At 34.1% G+C, this 21,662-nt stretch carries 21 protein-coding genes; 11 read left to right on the top strand and 10 right to left on the bottom strand.

From position 1 onward, the window contains the following. Positions 1–204 precede the first annotated feature (204 nt). Entirely contained in the window at positions 205–1,368 is a 1,164-nt protein-coding gene (gene argE / locus H3S88_RS06495; protein WP_198228466.1) for an acetylornithine deacetylase, read from the top strand. Between the two features lie 45 nt (positions 1,369–1,413). Here argE and H3S88_RS06500 read toward each other — a convergent pair whose 3' ends face one another. Then, complete coding sequence (locus H3S88_RS06500) at positions 1,414–1,761, bottom strand: helix-turn-helix domain-containing protein (protein ID WP_198228325.1); 348 nt, start codon at positions 1,759–1,761, stop codon at positions 1,414–1,416. Positions 1,762–1,875: 114 nt separating this feature from the next. Here H3S88_RS06500 and H3S88_RS06505 point away from each other — a divergent pair, with 114 nt between their 5' ends. Continuing rightward, positions 1,876–2,436, top strand: coding sequence for an NAD(P)H-dependent oxidoreductase (locus tag H3S88_RS06505; RefSeq protein WP_198228327.1), 561 nt, complete (start codon positions 1,876–1,878; stop codon positions 2,434–2,436). Positions 2,437–2,698: 262 nt separating this feature from the next. Here the strand turns inward: H3S88_RS06505 and rnz are convergent, their stop codons facing one another. The 3 genes from rnz to H3S88_RS06520 form a co-directional block, all read right to left on the bottom strand. Beyond that, on the bottom strand, positions 2,699–3,616 hold the full coding sequence (gene rnz / locus H3S88_RS06510; protein WP_198228329.1) for a ribonuclease Z: 918 nt from the start codon (positions 3,614–3,616) through the stop codon (positions 2,699–2,701). 100 nt (positions 3,617–3,716) lie between these two features. Further along, a complete protein-coding gene (locus H3S88_RS06515; RefSeq protein ID WP_086308526.1) occupies positions 3,717–4,151 on the bottom strand; it encodes a lysozyme inhibitor LprI family protein in 435 nt (144 codons plus the stop codon). A gap of 60 nt (positions 4,152–4,211) precedes the next feature. After that, positions 4,212–4,439 carry a YccJ family protein gene (locus H3S88_RS06520; protein ID WP_025315495.1) on the bottom strand — a complete coding sequence of 76 codons (228 nt, stop codon included), beginning with the start codon at positions 4,437–4,439 and terminating at the stop codon, positions 4,212–4,214. A gap of 74 nt (positions 4,440–4,513) precedes the next feature. On the opposite strand from H3S88_RS06520, the gene yaaA reads away from it, so the two are divergent. Then, the gene (gene yaaA, locus H3S88_RS06525; protein WP_086308527.1) at positions 4,514–5,287 is read left to right on the top strand and encodes a peroxide stress protein YaaA; all 774 of its coding nucleotides are present in this window, start codon (positions 4,514–4,516) and stop codon (positions 5,285–5,287) included. A 10-nt stretch (positions 5,288–5,297) separates the two neighbouring features. Further along, on the top strand, positions 5,298–6,251 hold the full coding sequence (locus tag H3S88_RS06530) for an AEC family transporter (protein ID WP_198228331.1): 954 nt from the start codon (positions 5,298–5,300) through the stop codon (positions 6,249–6,251). Here the strand turns inward: H3S88_RS06530 and H3S88_RS06535 are convergent. After that, the gene (locus H3S88_RS06535) at positions 6,248–7,105 is read right to left on the bottom strand and encodes a carboxylate/amino acid/amine transporter (RefSeq protein ID WP_198228333.1); all 858 of its coding nucleotides are present in this window, start codon (positions 7,103–7,105) and stop codon (positions 6,248–6,250) included. The genes H3S88_RS06530 and H3S88_RS06535 overlap by 4 nt on opposite strands. 320 nt (positions 7,106–7,425) lie before the next feature. Between H3S88_RS06535 and H3S88_RS06540 the strand changes: the two genes are divergently transcribed. Further along, a complete protein-coding gene (locus H3S88_RS06540) occupies positions 7,426–9,045 on the top strand; it encodes an ABC-F family ATPase (protein ID WP_370528589.1) in 1,620 nt (539 codons plus the stop codon). Positions 9,046–9,113: 68 nt separating this feature from the next. On the opposite strand, the gene H3S88_RS06545 is transcribed toward H3S88_RS06540, so the two are convergent. After that, positions 9,114–9,455 (bottom strand): YggL family protein, encoded by a 342-nt coding sequence (locus tag H3S88_RS06545; protein ID WP_144091467.1) that lies wholly within the window; start codon positions 9,453–9,455, stop codon positions 9,114–9,116. A gap of 26 nt (positions 9,456–9,481) precedes the next feature. Beyond that, complete coding sequence (rhlE, locus tag H3S88_RS06550; protein WP_198228337.1) at positions 9,482–10,786, bottom strand: ATP-dependent RNA helicase RhlE; 1,305 nt, start codon at positions 10,784–10,786, stop codon at positions 9,482–9,484. Between the two features lie 276 nt (positions 10,787–11,062). Here rhlE and nikA point away from each other — a divergent pair, with 276 nt between their 5' ends. Genes nikA through H3S88_RS06580 form a run of 6 tightly spaced genes read left to right on the top strand, consistent with a single transcriptional unit; the run spans position 11,063 to position 17,375 of the window. Further along, positions 11,063–12,628: a nickel ABC transporter substrate-binding protein gene (gene nikA / locus H3S88_RS06555; protein ID WP_198228339.1), complete on the top strand. Its 1,566-nt coding sequence runs from the start codon at positions 11,063–11,065 to the stop codon at positions 12,626–12,628. 23 nt (positions 12,629–12,651) lie between these two features. Continuing rightward, a complete protein-coding gene (gene opp1B / locus H3S88_RS06560; RefSeq protein ID WP_198228341.1) occupies positions 12,652–13,596 on the top strand; it encodes a nickel/cobalt ABC transporter permease in 945 nt (314 codons plus the stop codon). Next, positions 13,593–14,423, top strand: coding sequence for a nickel/cobalt ABC transporter permease (gene opp1C, locus H3S88_RS06565; RefSeq protein WP_198228343.1), 831 nt, complete (start codon positions 13,593–13,595; stop codon positions 14,421–14,423). The genes opp1B and opp1C overlap by 4 nt, the downstream gene beginning before the upstream one ends. Next, positions 14,420–15,268: an ABC transporter ATP-binding protein gene (locus tag H3S88_RS06570; RefSeq protein WP_198228345.1), complete on the top strand. Its 849-nt coding sequence runs from the start codon at positions 14,420–14,422 to the stop codon at positions 15,266–15,268. The genes opp1C and H3S88_RS06570 overlap by 4 nt, the downstream gene beginning before the upstream one ends. Further along, on the top strand, positions 15,268–16,047 hold the full coding sequence (locus tag H3S88_RS06575) for an ABC transporter ATP-binding protein (protein ID WP_198228346.1): 780 nt from the start codon (positions 15,268–15,270) through the stop codon (positions 16,045–16,047). Before H3S88_RS06570 ends, H3S88_RS06575 begins: the two co-directional genes overlap by 1 nt. Before the next feature lie 2 nt (positions 16,048–16,049). Beyond that, entirely contained in the window at positions 16,050–17,375 is a 1,326-nt protein-coding gene (locus H3S88_RS06580; RefSeq protein ID WP_198228348.1) for an MATE family efflux transporter, read from the top strand. A 138-nt stretch (positions 17,376–17,513) separates the two neighbouring features. Here H3S88_RS06580 and H3S88_RS06585 read toward each other — a convergent pair whose 3' ends face one another. From H3S88_RS06585 to H3S88_RS06595, 3 genes are all read right to left on the bottom strand, one after another. Then, entirely contained in the window at positions 17,514–17,894 is a 381-nt protein-coding gene (locus H3S88_RS06585; RefSeq protein ID WP_198228350.1) for a carboxymuconolactone decarboxylase family protein, read from the bottom strand. A gap of 468 nt (positions 17,895–18,362) precedes the next feature. Then, a complete protein-coding gene (locus H3S88_RS06590; protein ID WP_198228352.1) occupies positions 18,363–20,723 on the bottom strand; it encodes a TonB-dependent hemoglobin/transferrin/lactoferrin family receptor in 2,361 nt (786 codons plus the stop codon). A gap of 407 nt (positions 20,724–21,130) precedes the next feature. Continuing rightward, positions 21,131–21,598, bottom strand: coding sequence for an ester cyclase (locus H3S88_RS06595; RefSeq protein WP_232352523.1), 468 nt, complete (start codon positions 21,596–21,598; stop codon positions 21,131–21,133). Positions 21,599–21,662: the final 64 nt, after the last annotated feature.

A 21,662-nucleotide genomic window follows, 5' to 3' on the forward strand; every position in this document is an offset into this window, starting at 1 on the left:
TAATAAATTTTTGTAAACTTTATCCATATGGTTTAAATAATAACAAAAGTTCTTTATAAATAAAATAAACACAATAGTTAACAGCAAGAAATGTTAAAAATTTGAATTTAAATTATTATTTTAAATACCCTGATATGCAAATAATCATCTAAGTGCTATTCTTATCACCTTGTAAAAGGACATATTGACTATTTTTTTAAGGTGATTTCTATGGCTCTTCCTTCTTTTTTAACACTATATAATGAACTTATCTCAACCCCAACAATTAGCAATGTTACTAATGAAAAATTAGATTACTCCAATAAAATTCTCATCGAAAAATTAGCATCGTGGTTTTCGGATTTGGGTTTTACTATCGATATACAACCCGTTCCGAATACTCGCGATAAATACAATATGCTAGCAACGTATACCAATGATGAAAATAGCACACAAGGTGGATTATTACTTAGTGGCCATAGTGACACTGTCCCTTTTGATGAAGGACAATGGACAAAAGATCCTTTCAAATTAACCGAAGAAAATAACAATTTATATGGACTTGGTACTGCTGATATGAAAGGATTTTTTGCTTTTATTTTAGATGCATTACGAGATATAGACCTAAAAAAACTGACTAAACCAATCTATGTACTTGCCACTGCCGATGAAGAAACTTCAATGGCGGGCGCATCGTTTTTTGCCCGACAAACACAATTACAACCCGATTGTACCATCATTGGAGAACCCACCTCATTAATCCCTATCCGTGCTCACAAAGGATTTTTATCTAACTCAATTAAAGTTATTGGTAAATCTGGTCACTCAAGCGATCCAGACAAAGGTATTAACGCTATCGAAATTATGCATTTAGTCATTGAACGTTTATTGCTCCTTAAACAAAAATTTAAAGAACAATATCATAATGAAGGCTTTAGTGTGCCCTACCCGACTCTAAATTTAGGTGTAATTCATGGAGGCGATGCAGCAAACCGTATATGCGGCTGTTGTGAATTAATTATTGATATACGGGTATTACCAGATAATGATGTTGATTCGCTCTATAATGAATTATGTGAAGCATTGCAACCTGTGATGGATAAGTACCCTAATCGTATTGCGGTAGAATATGAAGTCTCACCTATTCCAGGCTATGAGTGTAAAAAAGATCATCCAGCATTACAACACATAGAAAAACTAGTCGGTCATCAAGCACAAACCGTTAATTACAGTACTGAAGCCCCCTATTTAAATCAAATTGCTCCAACCATTGTTTTAGGGCCAGGCTCGATTGAACAAGCTCATCAACCTGACGAATTTATTTCGATGGATTTTATAAAACCGACAAAATTAACTATTGAAAATTTAATTAAAGATTTCTGTCTTTAGTCATATAAATACGCCGACCATGTCGGCGAATAAAGTTTTTTCAGATTATGATAATGGGTCATCTTTATGATTATTTCCCCATTGGCAAAGCATATCTAAAATAGGAACTAAAGATTTACCTCTTTCTAATAACCCATATTCCACTTTAGGCGGAATTTGCGGATATTCTTTTCTAAAAATTAATTTATCTTTTTCCATCTCTTTTAGGGTATTACTCAGTGTTTTAAAAGAAATATTATTAATGCTTCGTTTAAGTTGATTAAATCGCATTGTTGGCTGATTCTCGTTTAACCAATAAAGAATCACAATCTTATACTTACCTCGAATCATTGAGAGTGTGTAATTAAATCCACTATTCTCAAAATGCTCTTCGGCACAATGATGATTTTCCATGTTGACACTTTCCATAAAGATAGTACATAACGGTAATTACCGTACTTTAAAATTAATCGTATTAATATTAGTATGACTTAATTATTGATAATAATATAGAAGGAATATTTTACAATGAAACGCACTTTAGTGATTGTTGCTCATCCTCACTTAGCCTCTTCAAGAGTTAACCGATGTTGGATTAATAGATTAAATCAGTATCATGAACAAGTAACCATACATGATTTATATTCTTACTATCCCTCTTTTAAAATAGACTCTAGTTTCGAACAAAACTTAATTGAAAATCATCAAAATTTAGTAATTCAATTTCCGATATATTGGTTTAATTGTCCACCATTATTAAAACAATGGTTGGATGAAGTTTTCACCTATGGATGGGCATTTGGTGCCATGGGCGATAAATTAAGAAGTAAAAAAGTAGGTTTAGCGGTTTCGGCAGGTATAAAGAAAGCGGACTATTCTAAAACCGGACATTATAAATATACACTTGAGCAAATTCTCAGCCCTTTTGAATTAACAATAAATTACGTTCAGGCTGATTATCAGCCCATTTTTGCAATTTATGGCGCAAATAATGAGCCAGACTATCCAGATAAAATTACACAAAAAGATATCGATAAAAGTGCAGATGATTATGTGAATTGGATGAAAAAATTAGGAATGCTAATTTAAAATAGATCATTAAAGTTCATTCATGCTTATTACTAAATAAATCTACTATGACTAAAAAGTTAATAAATATACGGCATATTTATTAATTTTTTCTAATGTAATTGGTATTTAATGATTTTATTCTGAATAAAAAATAAAACGGTATAGACTCCTGAATATTTTTCACAAAAATCTATAATTTTTAGGCTCAATTAGCTTTTCTTGCAAAATTTTATTGCTGACTGAAATATCAGCAAACTAGCCGATAATGTCGGCATATTTTTTATATTTGGAACGTGGCAAAATCAGTTGCGATTTCAGTATGGTTAAAAATGTTCTTAGCCTCATTAACTAATTTGGCATTGTCATTAAGGGAATATCGAGGGCTTATATGCGTCATAATCAATCTTTTAACATTGGCTTGTTTAGCAATCATCGCCGCATGAACAGTAGTAGAATGACCTCGCTCAATTGCTTTTTGTTCTAATGCATCTTCTTGCGTTGCTTCATGGACAAGTACATCAACATCTTTAGCTAATTCAATTGAAGCATCACAAGGTATTGTATCACCTAAAATAGCCAATTTTTTCCCTTGCTTAAAATCACCAAGATAATTACGACCATCAATGACACGACCATCAGCTAGTGTTACTGTTTTACCTTCTTTTAAATAGGCATAATGTGAACCCGCATTAATATTATCTTGCTGTAATTTGTTGATATCTAAGATAGGTGGCAAATCCCTTTCCACAACACGATAACCAAAACAAGGTACTCGATGCGCTAATAATTTGGCTTCAACCCGAAATTTAGTATCTTCAAATACTAAACTATCTTGCTCAAGTTCAATAATGTTTAAAGGATAAGTTAGCCAAGAATAACTAATATCAATCACAGTTTGAATAAATTGTTTGATACCTTTGGGGCCAACCAAAGTTAGTTCTGATTGATTTTGGATTAATGAACGTGTAGTTAAAACACCCGGTAAACCAAACAGATGATCACCATGTAAATGTGTTATAAAAATTATCTCTAATTTGGCTAAGCTAAATTTTGCTTTCTGCATTTGCATTTGAGTTGCCTCACCACAATCAAAAAGCCATAATCGTCCTCTCTCTTGTCGGAGATCGAGCATAATACTACTTACATTCCGCTCAGCGGTTGGTAAACCTGCGCTTGTTCCTAAAAAAGTTAATTTCATAACATATCAATCTTTTGTTGGATGTCTTATTACATACTGAGAATAACAATACCTAACTTTACTTAGATACAATAAGTAAAAAATTCTATAACAGTAACAATCAATTAGACCGATAAAGATCAAGTTGTTTTGCTCGTTGAAAATTTAGTTCGGCTAGACAAGAGAATTTATACATATTTAGAGCATTATCAATTGCTCCGCCCCCTAACGAATAAGCAAAGTCACACTGTAAATCACGATATTTAATAAATTCTTTATTAGCTTTTTTAAGTTTATTTTTTGCAATTACGATGTACTCTTTGTCTTCATCCCAATTTGAAAGTGCATTAAAAAAATTCTGCTGCGATTTATCTAACTCAGCTTGACTGGTATAAAAAATTTTTTCTAAACATTCAGTCAGTTCTGCTTCTGAAAGAGTATTATTACTGCAATAAAGCCGTAATTCATATTGATTTAAATTAGCGTATTTTGAATCAGCAAAAACAGATAATGGTGTAATAATAATAAATATAATCATTAATTTTATTATTTTCATATAACTTAAACATCCTGTAAATAACAAAAATTTATTTAAAATCGTGATTTATGTCATAAATCAAACGTTTTTACGTTCGATAGTTTGCTCACCCCAAAAGAGCTTATCTGCCTTGGTTTTAGCAAAAGCGAGTTTTAATACTTCATCGCTTCCTTCTTCCCAAATCTGTTCTGCTAGTTTTTCATCATCATTAGCTAATTCAAAAATAGCTTCGGCAATCTCAATAGAAGTTTCACGAACACTGGCCCAAGAACGAATATCATGTATATCTTTTTTGGTTGGATTCATTTTATCACTCCTCTTTTGGTTGATTAGGTGTAAAATAACCCTAAATTATCCAAATTACAATAGGCCAATCACTTATGCTAACGATTATTTCTCCTTCTAAAACGCTTGATTATCAAAGCCCATTAATAACTCAAAAACATACTTTGCCACAATTTATTTCGTATTCAGAAAAACTCATTACAGATTGTAAAAAATTAACGGTTGATGATTTGGCTAAACTGATGTCCATTAGTCCTAAATTAGCTGAGATAAATCATGAACGTTTCCAAAATTGGCATTCTGATTTTAATTTAAATAATGCAAGACAAGCGATATTAGCTTTTAAAGGGGATGTTTATGAGGGGCTTAATGTAGAAGATTTTAATGATAATGATCTTCAATTTGCTCAATCACATTTACGAATTCTATCTGGACTGTATGGTGTATTAAGACCGCTTGACCTAATACAACCTTACCGTTTAGAAATGGGCATACGTTTAAAAAATGGCAATAACAGTAATCTTTATCAATTTTGGGGCGATCATCTAACCGATCATCTCAATAAAGAACTCAGCAAATCCACTCATCCGACTTTAATCAATTTAGCGTCAAATGAATATTTTAAAGCCATTAAAGCTAAACAGTTGAAAGCGACAATTATTCAGCCCATTTTTTTAGATCAAAGCAAAGGCGAATATAAAGTTATTAGCTTTTACGCCAAAAAAGCACGTGGGCTTATGAGCCGCTATATTATAAAAAATGGCATTGATAAGAGTAATGATATTAAAGATTTTAATCTTTCTGGTTATCAATTTGACTCGAAACGGTCAACTGAATTAGATTGGTACTTTATTCGTAATCACCAATAAAATAATCTCTATGAATTTTTTGATAACATTATGGGCACAGTTTTTATCTACTCTGCCCTTATTTATTTTAATATTGCTTGGATTTTTAGCTGTAAAGTTAGGTCGATGGCAAAAAACGGTAACGGATAGTTTAACTAAATTTACCTTTTATATTGCATTTCCAATAATGCTATTTCAGATAATGAGTCACTTTTCTGAGCAGTCAGAAATTGATATCAAACTGTTATTGGTATTTTTTGGTGGTTCATTTATCGTATTTGCTATTGGTTGCTTAATTGCATCAAAAATATTCAAATTAAATGGTTCTCAAAGCACTTTATTTGCAATGGGAGGCATCTATACCAATACTGTCTTTGTTGGTATCCCAATTATAAAAATGTTACTCGGCGATCAAGCTATCCCCATTGTCGCCATCATTGTTATATTCAATGCATTAATATTGTGGACGTTAGCGACGGTATCAATTGAGTTTGTACAAATGGGGAAACTCTCGGGGCGCAGCTTTATAAAAGCACTTAAAAATGTATCAAAAAACCCGATTATTATTGGTATTTTCACAGGAATTGCCGTCAATTATATCGGTTTACCAATACCCAATTTTATTAATCAGTCAACAAAAATGGTCAGTGACATGACCGCTCCTTTATCACTTATTGTATTAGGTATGGGACTTGCGGAGTATAAAATCCGCGACCAGTTTTTAATTACTGGTTCGATCTGTATTTTAAAATTGGCGATTTTACCAATTGTAACCTATATAGTTGGCAAACTTTTAGGATTACCAACTTTAGAGTTACAAGTTGTCGTATTATTAAGTTCGGTATCTATTGCCATCAATTGTTATATGATGGCAAGACAATTTGAGGTATTGCAAGGTCCTATTGCATCAAGTTTACTAATATCAACGGCATTATCATCTGTGACAACACCATTGATATTATCCATCATGACCCATTTACCTTAGTTAGAAGAACGATTTTTAATCTTGTAGTGTAGAATTAATGCTAAAACAATGACTACACTACCTAATATAAAACGCCCCCAATCAAGCGACTGATGCCAAATCACTACATTAACAATAATGCCAGTTGGAATGACCACATTATTCATAATTGCTAATGTTCCAGAATCGACTTTTGTCGCACCATAGTTCCATAAAAAATAACATAATCCAGAAGCAATTACGCCAAGCCAAATAATAATGCCCCATTGTACATTAGTAGTTGGCAATTTGGATGCATCACCAAATAATAGCCAACCAATTGTTGCGACAATGACTGCACCTAAATAGACCCATGCAAAAGCTTGATGTTGTGGTACTGGGGAAACTTCCATAATTCTTTTATAACCAACCTGCCCTAAAGCAAAAACGATATTGGCCCCTTGAATTAATAAAAATCCAATAATGAAGTTTGTACTGATATGGTCATAACGAATAATAGCCGCTCCGATTACGGCTATAATGGCGGTAAAAAGATAACTCAGCCGTAACGGATGATGTTGCAATAAATCATAAATAACCGTGACGTAAATCGGTGTAAAAATAGTAAACAGCAACACTTCAGGCACTGAAATATATTGGAAAGAGTTATAATAAAAAAAGTACATGATACCTAATTGACAAGCCCCAACGCTCATTAAAAGTAACATCGTGTTTAGTTGAATGTTTCTAAAGCGTAAAAAAGGCAGAAAAGCAATAAACGCCAGTAAAACACGCATTACAACCGCAAACCAAGTATCAACCTGTCCACTTAAATAGACCGCGATAAAACTAAACGAAAATGACCAAACCAAAGTCACAAAGATAAGATAAAACATAATAAAATGAGTTAAATAGTAATAAATAGGCACGCATCGTAACAATTCATCTATCAGTTGTAAACCTTTTGAAATATAAATTGATTACAATGGTTAAAAGGGTTAATTACTCTATCCATCTATTTATTCGTTATTTTTTTAAATATAGATATTAATAATTTGTAATATCAATAAATCCTATCTTAAGACATAATCGCCTAACGGATAACTGATACAGTTAAAAAAATCAAAGATCCTCAAAAAAGGCATTTTATGGCATAATGTGCGCCAAATCACATTTCAACGATTTTGCTTAAAGAGATAGATATCTTTAAAGCAAAATGTATTTAAAGCGAGAGAAAAGTTTAGTGTTAAGTACAAATAACATCACGATGCAATTTGGCAGTAAACCTTTATTTGAAAACATATCTGTTAAATTTGGCAATGGTAATCGTTATGGATTAATTGGCGCCAATGGAAGTGGCAAATCAACTTTTATGAAGATTCTTGGGGGTGATTTAGTGCCAACATCAGGAAATGTTGCATTAGATCCACATGAGAGATTAGGTAAATTACGCCAAGACCAATTTGCTTTTGAAGAATATACTGTTCTTGATACTGTGATTATGGGACATACTGAATTATGGCAAATCAAGCAAGAACGTGATCGCATTTATGGACTTCCAGAAATGAGCGAAGAAGATGGGTTTAAAGTCGCCGATTTAGAAACTCAATACGCCGAAATGGATGGTTACAGTGCCGAAGCTCGTGCGGGTGAATTATTGCTAGGAGTCGGTATTCCAATTGAGCAACATTATGGATTAATGAGCGAAATCGCGCCCGGTTGGAAATTGCGAGTACTTTTAGCTCAAGCTCTGTTTTCTAATCCGGACATCTTATTATTAGATGAACCGACCAATAACTTGGATATTGATACCATTCGTTGGTTGGAAGATACCTTAAATGAACGCGAAAGCACCATGATCATCATTTCGCATGACAGACACTTTTTAAATATGGTCTGTACTCATATGGCGGATATGGATTATGGCGAGCTTCGAATCTATCCAGGTAACTACGATGACTATATGACTGCATCCACGCAAGCCAGAGAACGTTTATTAGCCGACAATGCCAAGAAAAAAGCTCAAATTAGTGAACTGCAATCTTTTGTCAGTCGTTTTAGTGCGAATGCATCTAAATCCAAACAAGCGACTTCTCGGGCAAGACAAATTGAAAAAATTAAACTTGAAGAAGTTAAAGCATCGAGCCGACAAAATCCATTTATTCGTTTTGAGCAGGACAAAAAATTATTCCGTAATGCTTTAGTTGTTGAAAACTTAACTAAAGGATTTGATAACGGACCACTATTTAAAAATCTAAATTTAATGGTTGAAGTTGGCGAAAAAGTGGCTATTTTAGGGACGAATGGTATTGGTAAAACAACTTTATTAAAAACCTTAATGGGCGAACTAACGCCAGAACAAGGTGATATTAAATGGTCTGAAAATGCCAATATTGGTTATTATGCCCAAGATCACGAATATGAATTTGAACAAGATCTATCTGTGTTTGATTGGATGAGTCAATGGAAACAGCCAACCGATGATGAGCAAGCTGTACGCAGTATTTTAGGTCGCTTATTATTTTCACAAGATGACATTAAAAAACAAGTTAAAGTCCTCTCAGGTGGTGAAAAAGGACGTATGTTATTTGGTAAATTAATGATGCAACGTCCAAATATTATTGTGATGGATGAACCGACCAACCATTTGGATATGGAGTCGATTGAATCATTGAATATGGCATTAGAGCTTTATCAAGGTACGCTATTTTTTGTATCACATGACCGTGAATTTGTTAGCTCACTTGCTACTCGAATTGTCGAAATCACCCCAGAAAAAGTGATTGATTATACCGGTAATTATGAGGATTACCTGCGTAGCCAAGGAATTGAGTAAAGCAAAGGTATCTTATCTTTCAATAAAAATAGCCACATTGGTGGCTATTTTTATTAAATATTTAGAAATTAGAAATCTAATTCATCCCACCAAATATCAATTAATTCGCTGGTTTTGACATTTTTTAAGCCGTGACTTTCAAGCCATTTAGTGACAACATCACGATTTTCTTCGCTGCAATTGCCCAATTTTTGAGTGCAGATGATGCCTTTCCAGCTTAAATAACCACTTCCTTCATAGGCCAAACCATTTGCTTGTATTGCTTCAACAATAAATTGATCAACGACATTATCAATGGTTTCTTCACTGGTCCCTTCGTCAAATGACCAACTTACCGTGAAACCTAACTCTTTAAATTCTTCAATATGTAATTTTTTTCTTAAACGACGACTGCGATTAACCTTAGCCATAATAATATCCTTCTACTGTAGATAATTTAGTTCGTTTTAGAATATGTATGATGACTAGATTGCTTCATACTATTCTGGTTATTTTTAGAAGTTCGCGTTTTATCAACACGTCTTCTTTTTGCTGGAGCACGCTTTGCTGTCGCTTTTTTTACAGGCTCCGCTTTAATTCTAGGATCAACTTCGAATCCCGGAGTAAAAATTTCTGGAATCGATTTTTTAATCAATTTTTCAATTGATTTTAATTGAGCAAGTTCATCAATACAAACTAAAGATATCGCCTGCCCTTGATTTTGTGCTCGCCCTGTTCTACCAATACGATGCACATAATCTTCTGCCACTTGTGGTAGTTCATAATTGACAACGTAAGGCAATAGTTCAATATCTAAACCTCTAGCCGCAATATCGGTTGCCACCAACGCTCTAATTTGACCATTTTTAAAATCCGCTAAAGCTTTAGTTCTAGCGCCTTGGCTTTTATTGCCATGAATCGCTGAAGCTCTAATGCCATCTTTGGTTAGCTGTTCAGCAAGATGGTTAGCTCCGTATTTGGTTCTGGTAAAAATCAATACCTGCTGCCATTGATTTTTACCAATTAAATAAGAGAGCAATTCACGTTTACGACGCTTATCTACCCGATGCACATACTGAGTAATTTGTTCTGATGCACTATTCGTTTTTGCCACAGCAACAGATTCAGGTGAGTTTAAAATGGTTTGCGCTAACGCTTTTATCTCATCTGAAAAAGTCGCCGAAAACATTAAATTTTGACGTTTTTTAGGTAATTTAGCAATCACGCGCCGAATATCATGAATAAAACCCATATCTAACATACGATCGGCTTCATCCAATACTAACACTTTAACCGACGACAGATCCACTGCGTTTTGATGCACCAAATCGAGTAAACGACCGGGAGTTGCAATTAAAATATCGACTCCTCCGCGTAGTTTCATCATTTGAGGATTAATGCTTACGCCACCAAACACCACTAAAGACCGAATCGGTAAATATCGACTGTAGTCACGAATATTTTCTCCAATTTGAGCAGCCAATTCGCGTGTTGGGGCTAAGATCAAAGCATATAATCGACGTTTACCTTTTTTAGGTTGAGACTGATTGCTTGCCTTTGCTTGCTGTTCAACTAACTTCTGCAAAATGGGTAAGCCAAAGCCAGCTGTTTTGCCTGTACCTGTTTGAGCACTGGCCATCAAATCTTTACCTGATAAAATAACTGGGATAGCTTGTTGTTGAATGGGTGTGGGTTCGGTGTAGTTTTGTTCGTGGATTGCTTTTAAAATCTCGGCATCTAAGCCAAGAGAGTCAAATGACATGTATTGATTCCTAAAATAAACGAAAGATGAATAATCCTAAGCATTATAAAGTAATTTGATAATAATTGTTTTATTATTTTACTTTTAAACATTAGTCTTTATGAATGTTAATTTTTAGTAAGATTAACCCCATAAAATGTGGTATTATTTGTTAATTGAATATAAATATCCGAATTCTGTCTGTTTTTAAATCATCCCGTCCAAATGATATTGATTATCATTCTCATTTATTGTATCATCCGCCTCCCCTGACAATAATTATTTCATGGAATAGGTATGTCTTTTAATTTCCCTCATTTAAAAAAAATACTCATCATTCTAATTTTAAGCAGCTTTAGTCTTAACTGTTTTGCTAAAGATGATATTACTTTCGCCAATTTTCGTGATATTCGTGATTTAAATCCGCATTTATACTCAGGTGAAATGTGGGCTCAAAATATGTTGTATGAATCATTAGTTCACTATAACGAAGACGGTACTTTTTCGCCTTGGCTTGCAGAAAGCTGGACTATCACTAACGACGGTAAAACATATACATTCAAACTTAGAAAAGACGTTACATTTAGTGACGGCGCAAAATTTGATGCGCACAGTGCAAAACTAAACTGGGATGCGGTATTATCAAATAAAGTCCGTCATACTTGGTTAGAAATGGTTCGTTTGATTACCGAAGTCAAAGCGATAGATGATTATACGTTACAAGTAAATCTTTCCGAACCTTACTACCCTTTTATGATTGAAATTGCTGTAACTCGCCCAATGCGTTTTATTTCACCTAACTCTATGATCGACGGTGAAACTAAAAATGGGGTTAAGTCTTACATTGGTACCGGCCCGTATGTTTTAGGTGATCATAAGAAAGATCAATATGCAGTATTTAACGCAAATCCAACTTATTGGGGAACAAAACCAATCCTAAAAAGAGTGACGATGAAAGTTATCGCGGATAATCAAAGTCGACTAATGGCATTGGAAAAAGGCGAAATCGATCTGATTTATGGTAAAAATATGGTTGATGCTGATTCGTTTGAACGTTTTTCTACCATGGATAAGTTTCAAACCTTAATGTCTAAACCAGTTTCAAGCCGAATTGTTCTAATGAATACGACCCGAAGCCAACTTAGCGATGTGAATGTGCGCCAAGCAATTGAACATATCATCAGTAAAAAAGATATCTCAGAGGGTATTTTCAATAACAGTGAAGCGCCTGCTGATACATTAATGGCAACCAATATTCCTTATGCTAACCTTGGTTTAAAACCTTATGTATATGACACTAAACTAGCCGAAACCCTACTTGATAAAGCCGGCTGGGTAAAAGTTAAAGGTCAAGATTATCGTCAAAAAGACGGTAAGCCTTTTGAAATTACCTTATATTACGACAGTAATACCGCCTCCCAAAAAACGATTGCCCAATATATGCAAGATGAATTTGAGCAAGTCGGATTAAAGCTTAATATTCATGGTGAAGAAGAACAAGGTTATCGTGATCGCCAAAAAGCCGGTGATTTTGATATGGTGTTTGATATCTCATGGGGTACGCCATATGATCCACAATCATTTTTATCAGGGATGAAACTACCTGTATATGGTGATTACATGGCACAACAAGGTTTAAAAGAAAAATCACAAATTGATGCAAGTATCAGTAAAGCATTAATTTCAACGGATGAAAAAGAGCGACAAGATCTATTCCGTTATGTGTTAGAAACTTTACATAATGAAGCGGTTTATATTCCGCTGACTTATGAGCGTAATCGTGCGATTGCGGTTAAATCTTTAAAAGGAATTGAGTTCGCCCCTTCTCAATTTGATATTCCGTTTGAGAAAATGCATTTTTAAAAGACTAATATTATTGACCAATAATGTTAAATTATATTATTAAACGTTTAACGATGATGATACCGATATTATTCGGTATCTCTTTTATCGCTTTTTTACTTATCAATCTCGCACCTTCTGATCCTGCTGAAGTTGCATTACGCTTAAACGAAATCATGCCAACCCCTGATGCTATTGAAAGTATGCGCCAAGAGCTAGGATTAAATAAGCCTTTTTTGGAACGATATTTTATTTGGCTCTATGATGTTTTACATCTTGATTTTGGTCGTTCTTTTATTCATCGAGACAGACTGGTTTGGGATGAGATAATTCGCAGCTTAATACCGACCTTAATTTTAGCAATGTCATCATTTGCATTTACACTCATCATCAGTTTAATTTTAGGCGTATTATGTGCAATTTTTGCTAATTCAGCTTTCGATCATATTGTTCGTATTATTATTTTTCTTGGCACGGCAATGCCGAGTTATTGGTTAGGTTTACTCTTTATTTGGCTGTTTGCCAATTATTTAGATTTACTGCCTACCAATGGTTATGGAACATGGCAAAATCTGATTCTACCAACTTTAACTTTATCATTTGTTTATATCTCAACATATATCCGTTTTATTCGTAATAATATGTTAGAGAACATGCATAATTATTCGGTCTTTTATGCTCGCTGTCGAGGTTTGAAAGAAAAAACGATTATACTTAAACATGTGCTTGTTAATTCACTGCACACCACCATCACCGCCTTAGGCATGACCATTCCGCAATTAATCGCTGGCTCTTTTGTTGTTGAATATATATTTTCTTGGCCGGGATTGGGTCGTTTGTGTATCGCAGCTATTATGAATCGCGATTATCCGGTCATTCAAGCTTATATATTAATTATGGCTATTTTATTTGTAGTGTGTAATTTTATTGTAGATGTTATTCATCAATGGCTAGATCCACGATTACGTGATAATGGTGGTGCCATATGAATCTAACTAAGAAACTGATTAACAATAAAACGGCGTTAATTTGCATGTTTATCATCACCACAATGATTATTTTAGGGATATTAGCCCCTTATATTGCACCGTTTGATCCCAATAAAGTTCGCATCGTCCGTAAATATGCTGCAATATCGAGTGACCATTGGCTTGGATGTGATCATCTTGGCCGTGATATTTTTTCACGGCTACTGTATGGTATTCGCTCAACCCTATTCTTATCACTGTTAACTATGATCATTACCATAATCGTTGGTAGTGTCATCGGCCTTATTTCTGGTTATCGGCGAGGTAAACTTGACGAATGTATAATGCGCCTTTGTGACATTATGCTCTCATTTCCGAGCCAAGTGATGATTTTGGCTATTGTTGGTGTGTTAGGCGTAGGTATTGAAAACGTCATTATTGCTAATATTGTCGTTAAATGGGCTTGGTACAGTCGTATGATTCGCAGTTCAGTGATCAAGTACAGTCGAAAAAATTATATTCTTTTTTCACGAGCCATTGGCGCACCACATTCTTTTATCATTTGTCGTCATTTATTGCCTAATATACTGTCAGAACTGGTTGTATTAGCAACGTTAGATACGGGTTGGGTAATCTTAAATATCTCGGCTTTGTCTTTTATTGGATTAGGCGTCCAAGCGCCTACCGCTGAATGGGGATTAATGTTAAGTGAAGCAAAAAATGTAATGACGCAGCACCCGATGCAAATGGTCTTTCCGGGTATAGCCATTTTAATCGTTGTGGCAGCATTTAATATGTTGGGTGATTGTTTACGAGATATTTTAGATCCAAAGGAAAAAACTGTATGAGTAGCCCATTGCTATCCGTAAAACAACTGACCGTTACCCTCAATAAGGGGGATAAGCTACTCGATGATATATCGTTTACGGTCAATCATCATCAATGCTTAGGCATTGTTGGGGAAAGTGGCAGTGGCAAAAGTTTGACATGTAAAGCGATCATCGGCTTATTAGAATCCTACTTTAGCGTGACTGGGCAAATCCTGTTTAAACCTCAAAATGCTAATTTAGCGTTCGATCTATTAAAACAGAATAAAAAGACGTTGAATCAAATGCGTGGTAGTGTCATTTCGATAATTTTACAACACCCAATGAGTGCTTTTGATCCACTTTATTGCATTGGTAAGCAAGTGGTCGAAACCCTGCAAGCGCATCTCATTATTAACAAAAACGATGCTATTGCTAAAACGATAGCGATGATTGAAAATATAGGGCTCGAAAAACCCAAAGAGATTTATAAAAAGTACCCGCATCAGTTAAGTGGTGGCATGTTACAGCGCATAATGATTGGTATGGCGTTAATGCTAGAGCCTGAACTTATTATTGCCGATGAACCCACAACGGCATTAGATTCGATTAGCCAGTTTTATATTTTAAAAATGCTTGAAAAGATCAAAACCAAAACGACCATGATCTTTATTTCTCACGATCTAGGCGTCATTCATCATATTGCCGATGAGATTATTGTGATGAATAAAGGAAAGATTGTTGAATCGGGCAGTCGTGATCAGATTTTTTATCATCCTAAACATGAATATACTCGTTATCTAATCGACACTCGCAAACAATTATTGAATAAATTTAATGCAGTTACTTATGCCAATCATCCAAATTTAATAGTGGAGACAATTTAATGCCACCGTTATTACAAGTTGCTAATGTTAAAAAATCTTTTCTACAACCTAACCAACGTTTGTTTAGTAATAAAAAAACGACGGTTATTAAAGGGGTATCGTTTGATTTAAAACAAGGAGAGTGTCTCGGTATTATTGGTGAAAGTGGTAGTGGGAAAAGTACATTAGGAAAGCTAATTTTAGGCTTAGAAAAACCTGACAGTGGCAAAATTTATTTTAATGGACAAGATATTAGTACTCGCATATGGAAAAAATCAGCCATGCGTAAAAATATCAGCGCGGTATTTCAAGATTATAATGCTTCTGTTAACCCCTATTTTACTGCTGCACAGATTATTGCTGAACCGCTTGATATTTATGAAAGGTTATCTAAAAATGATCGAAAGCAGCGTATCAATGTTTTATTAGAACAAGTAGGATTAGACAGCTCTTTTTATGAGCGTTTTCCTCATGAAATGAGTGGTGGTCAATTACAGCGCGTCTGCATTGCAAGAGCGATAGCCTGCTCTCCTCAATTTATTTTATTTGATGAAGCAGTGAGCTCATTAGATATTTCGGTCCAAACCCAAATTTTAGAACTACTTGCCGATTTGCGAAAACAGCTTAATCTAACCAGTATTTTTATTACCCATGATCTAACCACAATCACTTACCTTTGTGATAAAATTGCCTTTTTTTATAAAGGTGAAATCGTTGAATACATTGATAAAATAGAACAATTAAGTCAAGTTAAAAATCCTTATTCTAAACAGTTACTTGAATCAATTTTAGGTTTTTAAAAATGACCCATTCATCAACATCGAATCATCAATATCAGTTTAAAGATTATCTTAAATTAGTTATTCCGTTTATTCTGTCAACCATCACCACTCCACTACTGGGTGTGGTCGATACGGCTTTAGTTGGTCATTTGCCTAATCCTGCCTTTATTGCTGGTATTGCAATAGGGACAGTAATATTTAATACCATTTATTGGTTATTTGGATTTTTAAGAGTCAGTACTACTGGTTTTGCTGCACAAGCTTTGGATGATTGTTTATTATTAAGATCTTCTCTTATCAGACCTTTATTTATTGCTATCTTTTTAGGTTTGATATTTATTATTTTTCAAAAGTTGATTTTTTGCGCCTCAATGCACATCATCCAACCTAATCAAGATGTACAGCATTATGCGGATCTCTATTTTTCGATTTTAATTTGGGGAGCCCCTTTTGTTCTGATTAATTATGTCCTAGTTGGCTGGTTAATGGGGATATCCAAAGTAAAAGCCGTGCTGTTTTTACAAGTCTTTATCAATCTACTGAATATTATAATGGCGATGCTTTTTGTTTGGTGGATGCATTGGGACATTCAAGGAGTGGCTTTTGCAACATTGATTGCTCAAATATGTTGTACCTTGGTCGGTATTTGGTTTATCTACCGGTACTTACCCAGAACTAAACAAAAAATCGATATAAAATCTATTTTGTCATGGCAATCGTTAAAAGGGGTCATTTTAGTTAATACTAATTTAATGATCCGCACTATCTGTTTATTAACGGTAACTAATCACTTTATTTCGATTGGCTCAACATTCAATACTGAAGTATTAGCCGCCAATGCCGTTTTATTTCAGATTCATTACATGATGGCTTACCTATTTGACGGTTTTGCTAATGCTTCAAGCGTCTTTAGTGGCCGAGCTAAAGGTAATAAAAATATTCAACTTTATAATCAAACTTTACGATGGTCACTACAAGCCTGCATTATTTGCCCAATAATTTTGATTGCAATTTGGTTAGCCTTTGATACTGCAATTATAAAACTATTAACGAATCAAACTGAGATTATAACCCTATCGCTTCAGTATCAATCTTGGTTAATGGTATTCCCTATTGTTGCAGCTGGAGGATTAATCTATTATGGCGTGTTTTCAGGTATCAGTTATACCTCATCTATTCGCGACTCAATGTTATTGGCGTTATTAGTTTGGTTTATAGCACAATACTTTGCTGTGCCCGTCTTTGGAAATAATGGATTATGGTTTTCTTATATTTTATTTAGTTTAGGCCGAACCCTGTTTTTGGTTATATGGATTAAACAATCCAAACGCTATGTTTTACTTTAACTCATCAGGAAATCATTAAGATTATTTATTAATCATTATCCTTGTGGATACCATAAAAAATATTTTTATGGAATTTTTATGGCATTTCATTCACATTGACGTGTGATATTAAAATTAATGTGTGCTGTTTTGAATGGTTTATTTCGGTTTTCTTTCTTCAAATGCTTGGTGGGCAATTTTTAATGCACTAGTAACACGAGGAAAGCCTACATAAGGTAAGCAATGAACACAAATATCTAAAATTTGTTCTTCCGTTAATCCAGCATTTAAGCCACCATGAATATGCATTTTTAACTCTTTTGGCACACAACCTTGAGTAATAAGCGAAGATATGGTGACGATCTGTTTTTGTAACAAGGATAAACTTTGACGACTATAAATATCACCATAAGCAAAATCACAAATATATTCTTCGAATTTCGGCGCTAATTTTGCGTTATTTTTTAAACCATTGGCTCCCATTTCACCATATAATGATTCGATATTTTCCAGACCTTTTGTGTGTCTTGATTGAGTCATTTACTTTTTCCTCTTGATATTTTTAGTTGGCAGATAATTTGACTTGAGTTAAATCGATTTTACGATAAAAAAATCCTGTTTTTATAAAATAGTTAATGAATAAACACTTTTATATGGCTTATTTCATGCATTTTATAAAAAAGATTTTTGAAGATAAACTGCATCAATTCATCCCATTGTGACATAAAAAAATAAATTACCCAATTTTATTGCTTAAGTTCGTTTTAATTCGACACTTCTTTGATCACATCAAGATCACTAAAAAAATGAGTCATTAGATTGCAGCTTTTTTTAAGTGCAAAAAAAGTCAAACTTCGGCTATCTCAAAGATTAAAATAAATCGTATCCATAATTAAACATTCCTTTTTGAAAGGAGAACAAAATTTTTAAAAGCATAATGAGATATCAATAAAATGAATTGCAATTTTCAAATTCTGCTCATTATTTAGCAGAATTTGAATGTACAAACTAGAATCGATATGAAAAACTGGCTTTAAAGTTACGCGCTAATCCATAGGTATTCTCACCTAAATAGAGTCTATAATCTTTATTAAATAAATTATCAACAGCTAACTTAACTTCCGCTTTCGGTAAAAAGGTTGGTTGCCATGTTGCAAATAAATTATGGATTGAATAGCCTGATGAACGCCCTAAACCGTAAGCGCCCAGATCTTTTATACCATCATGATTTCTATCTTCAAGACCTGTGCGATCTTGTTTTCTCACAAATTGAGCATTCCAACCTGCTCGAACATTCCATTCAGGTATTTTAAAACCAGAGGTTAAGGTTGCTGTGCGCGGAGCAATCGTTGCCACATAAGTTTTGTTATGCATCCATATTGCCTGCGGTGTTGAATCACGTTCCCCTTTTTGGATAGAGTAAGTGGCACTGGCAAACCAATATCGGCTATCATAGAAAGCTTCTAATTCAAAACCTTGTATCACAAGTTTACCCGGAACATTATGATAATTGGATTGACCAAGCGGACATGAGTTACCGGGTCCACAAATTGAACCATCAAAGCCACGCGTAATAAAAATTTCGTTTTTAACTTGCTGTCTGAATAACGTATTTCTGATTTGTAATTTATCATTTTCTAATAATATATTACTGAAATCGAGAATATTACCTGCCCGAATTGACAAGTTACGCTCTTTTTTTAAATTACGACTTGTGGCACTGATTTTACCTGAACCACCATTTTTAGGGGTAAATTGCACTTCATATGTTTCATCAATTGTCGGAGCTTGCCAAGCATAACTAATATCGCTAAAAAATCCGATATTTTGTGTTGTTTGCCAATAGGCTCCAAATCTTGGTGTCCAACCAGAATAATTCACGGGTGAATAGTCATGACCAAAACGAGGATCTGGGTCATTGTAGGCTGAAGCATAATTTTGCTTACCATGATTACGAACATAATCATAACGAAGTGATGGTGTTAGAACAAAAGTATCAATAGAAAGCTCATCTTGGATATAAAAACTATAATTCTGTTGTTTACCGGATGGCATATAAGCAGGTTGAAAATAACCATTATTATAGTTAGGTTTCTTTTCATAACCCTTATAATACATCAGGGTATCACGGTCGTGTAAATGTACTTGCGCACCGATTTTTAAAGCATTATCAATCGGTCCGGTAGAAAAAATACTGATATTTTCAAGTTCAACGGTTTTATCCGTATAGCTAACCCAACTTTCATTACCCATAGTACCCAAAGATGAAACGGGATTATATTTACTCGGACGGGTATCATGCTGTTTGGTTTTAGAATAAGTGGTATGCAAAGTAAAATTAATAAATGGGTTATAAGTTGGTTGATAATTCCATTTAAATTGGGCTGATTCATCGGTTTGATCGCGTTTGACTAACTTTCTTAACCACGCAGCTTTATAACCATATTTTTTAATTTGAGCAGCTGTTGGGGGCGTCATTTTTTCGACATATTTAGCTGCCCATGGTTGCCATGAATCACGTTTAGAACGAACACCTGAAACAGTGAATGTATGTTCTTCATTGGGTCTAAAATTTAACTTAGCCATGTAGGTATCCATATCATCTTCTGAAAAGACAAATCTGGAGCCGTCTGGTCGCTTAAAATTACCACTATTGCGATTGGTGTAATAAACCAGCCCATCAAACATATCATCTTGCGTTCGTCCATAAACGGCACTGGTCACCATATTTTGATGATTATTAGAATGGAAACTGTATTTTACCAAAGCACCAACATATTGGTCAGGATCAAGCAAATCTATCGCATCTTTCGTTTCCATTTTGACCACACCACCAAAGCCACCATTACCAAACTTTACATCGTGTGGACCCTTATTAACTTCCACTTGTTTTAATAATTCAGGCTCAACAAATACTGAACCTTGTTGATATTTTTGGAAGCCTTTTTGCGCACCATCAACAATAATTTTGACATCTTCAACTTTACCAAATCCCCATATATTTAAAGTTTGTCCGCCTGGTCTTACTGATCCAGCAGAACTGACACCCGGTAATGTATTGAGTAATTCGGCGACATTGTCGGCTTGTTTTTGTTCAATTAGCCTTGAAGAAAGTGTGGAACGACCTGCAATAACACTATTAATCTTTTTAAGTTCATCTTGAGACGTCGATCGAGCAATAACAGTTATAACATCATCAATATCATCATTTTGAGCGTTATTTTTCACTGAATTCGGTGAGTTAGATTTATCAGTGATTTTTTGTTGCTTGTCATCCTTATCAGACGTGAGGTTCCCACCTATCAATGATTCAGCGTGGAGAGAGCAACTCATAAAGAGTAATAATAGGCCTGCCTTTTTATGTTTCATATCTGATTCCTTCCATAATATTAATCAATATGTTAAGTGATAGATAATTATTGAATATTAACCACGCAATTAATAATGATAATTATTATCAATTAATAGGCTGGCAAGTATATTGGGTTTAGTAAAAAATGAAAAGAAAAATATAGAAGCTTTCACTATTGTTGTTTCAGTCTGATACATATGAAGGGATAATGTTTTTATAAATCCAGCCAATAAATTTTATTTTCTGTATACGCTAAAAATGTTAAATAGTGAAAATTGAGGTAGTTGAAACAATTAAAGATTGAAAGAATAATAAGTAAAAGCACTAATTAAGTGCTTTTATTTAAATTGGACATTTGCTAAGACGCCGTATTAATTAACACATCGTATCTTTTAAAATAATATTGGTTAAAAGCGAATACTCGTTAAAACATGGTATTAGAATTTGCAGCAGTTGCTGGCACATTTTGAATGATATCCCAGTGTTCAACAATTTTACCGTCTTTGACTCGAAATATATCCAGTACCGCTTTACCCAGATCTTTTTCATTTTCTTTAGAGTGAACATGAAGCCAAACAAGATCTCCATCTACAGCAGTACGAACAATTTGCGCACTGGATTGAGGATGTTCTTTAAAAAATGCGGAAAAGTAGGTAATAAATGGTGCTCGACCATCCGGTACATATGGATTATGCTGTTTATAATCTTCAGTGAGAATGTTTAACGCTTCGTTGATTTGATGTTTATTAAAGAAATCATTATAAAAATTAACGACCAATGTTTTATTATTTTCTTCTTGGGCAATATCAGAAGTTGGTTTTTCATTGGCAATTGCACCAGTTGTTATAAATAATAATGATATTGCTACCATACTGTTTTTTAATATACTCATAGCCACTCCTAAATAGTCAATTAAACTCAAAAATCCGTGCAATCAATTTTTATTAGTCTATAAT

This window comes from Gilliamella sp. B14448G11 (genome assembly GCF_016101765.1).
GTDB lineage: Bacteria > Pseudomonadota > Gammaproteobacteria > Enterobacterales > Orbaceae > Gilliamella > Gilliamella apicola_N.